General features: G+C 57.6%; 2 protein-coding genes and 2 rRNA genes (1 of these 4 cut by a window edge). All 4 read left to right on the forward strand.

Going from position 1 to position 1,998, the window contains the following annotated elements:
• Positions 1–1,126 (forward strand): 23S ribosomal RNA (locus F627_RS0101985) (it extends 1,753 nt beyond the left edge of the window).
• A 111-nt stretch (positions 1,127–1,237) separates the two neighbouring features.
• A 5S ribosomal RNA gene (rrf, locus tag F627_RS0101990) occupies positions 1,238–1,353 on the forward strand.
• A gap of 137 nt (positions 1,354–1,490) precedes the next feature.
• A complete protein-coding gene (locus tag F627_RS0101995; protein ID WP_026279164.1) occupies positions 1,491–1,697 on the forward strand; it encodes a hypothetical protein in 207 nt (68 codons plus the stop codon).
• A gap of 112 nt (positions 1,698–1,809) precedes the next feature.
• Positions 1,810–1,998 (forward strand): transposase (locus tag F627_RS0102000; protein ID WP_026280350.1); only part of this gene is annotated, 189 nt, incomplete at its 3' end.

Genomic DNA, 1,998 nt, shown 5'->3' on the forward strand with positions numbered 1-1,998 from the left:
TATTAAAAACACAGCACTCTGCAAACTCGAAAGAGGACGTATAGGGTGTGACGCCTGCCCGGTGCCGGAAGGTTAATTGATGGGGTTAGCTTCGGCGAAGCCCTTGATCGAAGCCCCGGTAAACGGCGGCCGTAACTATAACGGTCCTAAGGTAGCGAAATTCCTTGTCGGGTAAGTTCCGACCTGCACGAATGGCGTAACGATGGCGGCGCTGTCTCCACCCGAGACTCAGTGAAATTGAAATCGCAGTGAAGATGCTGTGTACCCGCGGCTAGACGGAAAGACCCCGTGAACCTTTACTACAGCTTCACACTGAACTTTGAGCTTGTTTGTGTAGGATAGGTGGGAGGCTTTGAAGCCGGGACGCCAGTCTCGGTGGAGCCACCCTTGAAATACCACCCTGGCAAGTTTGGAGTTCTAACCCAGGCCTGTAATCCAGGTCGGGGACCGTGTGTGGTGGGTAGTTTGACTGGGGCGGTCTCCTCCCAAAGAGTAACGGAGGAGTGCGAAGGTACCCTCAGCGCGGTCGGAAATCGCGCGACGAGTGCAAAGGCATAAGGGTGCTTAACTGCGAGACAGACACGTCGAGCAGGTGCGAAAGCAGGTCTTAGTGATCCGGTGGTTCTGTATGGAAGGGCCATCGCTCAACGGATAAAAGGTACTCCGGGGATAACAGGCTGATACTGCCCAAGAGTCCATATCGACGGCAGTGTTTGGCACCTCGATGTCGGCTCATCACATCCTGGGGCTGAAGCAGGTCCCAAGGGTATGGCTGTTCGCCATTTAAAGTGGTACGCGAGCTGGGTTTAGAACGTCGTGAGACAGTTCGGTCCCTATCTGCCGTGGGCGTCGGAGATTTGACAGGATCTGTCCTTAGTACGAGAGGACCGGGATGGACGCACCTCTGGTGTTCCGGTTGTCACGCCAGTGGCACTGCCGGGTAGCTAAGTGCGGAAGGGATAACCGCTGAAAGCATCTAAGCGGGAAACCCACCTGAAGATGAGATCTCCCTGGACCCTCGAGGTCCCTGTAGGGCCGTTGAAGACTACAACGTTGATAGGCTGGGTGTGGAAGCGCGGTAACGCGTGTAGCTAACCAGTACTAATTGCCCGTGCGGCTTGACCATATAACACCCAAAGTGTTGGTGGTCTCGTCTGACACATCACCAAGTACACACGCCTAGAATGCATTCCGAATTCAGACGACTCGGCATAAGCCGTGTTATCTGGCCAGTTTGTCTGGCGGCAATAGCGAGTAGGAACCACCCGATCCCATCCCGAACTCGGAAGTGAAACTGCTCTGCGCCGATGGTAGTGTGGGGCCTCCCCATGTGAGAGTAGGTCACCGCCAGGCATTAATCCGAAGCCCGATTCCCAGTCATGGGGGTCGGGCTTTTTTTATGGGCGTGTTCGAGGCAGGCTTGGATCCAAGGTAACGCGATGCCCGTGGTGGCGGGTGCGGCACTTGGGCACAGGAGGCGGGGAGGTATTGTGCGAGGAAAAAGGACCGATGGTGGGCTGGTGATCGTAGGGCTTGTACTGCTCGGGATCGGGCTCTACGCAATTTTCGGCGGCCAGCTGGCGTTTACGCCGATTGCGCCAAGGGAAGGCGCGGGATTCGGCGGACCGCTGGCAATGATTATCGGGGTGGCGTTCGTTATTGGCGGGCTCTATTTCCTGCGGGAATCGCGGCGCTAGAAACGGTCTGGTAGTAGTGTGCTGAGTTATGTGCAGAAGCTGGCAGGAGGTGAGCAGCCATGGTATTCGGGTTGGTTAGCGACCACCGGAACCCCTCAAGGAGGGCGAGACCATGACCACTCACAAGAGCCAGGCTACTGCGGATCGCACGTCACTGCGAGCGCTTTTGGGGACAGACGAGGAACTGATGCGCACGCTGGTGCGCGAGGCGGTCCAGCAGGTTCTGGAAGCCGAGATGAGCGACCAGCTCCAGGCGGCACCGGGCGAGCGCACCGAGGGCCGCCTGGGCTACCGAGCCGGG

The organism is Thioalkalivibrio sp. ALE16 (assembly GCF_000381305.1).
In the GTDB taxonomy this organism is placed as follows: Bacteria; Pseudomonadota; Gammaproteobacteria; order Ectothiorhodospirales; family Ectothiorhodospiraceae; genus Thioalkalivibrio.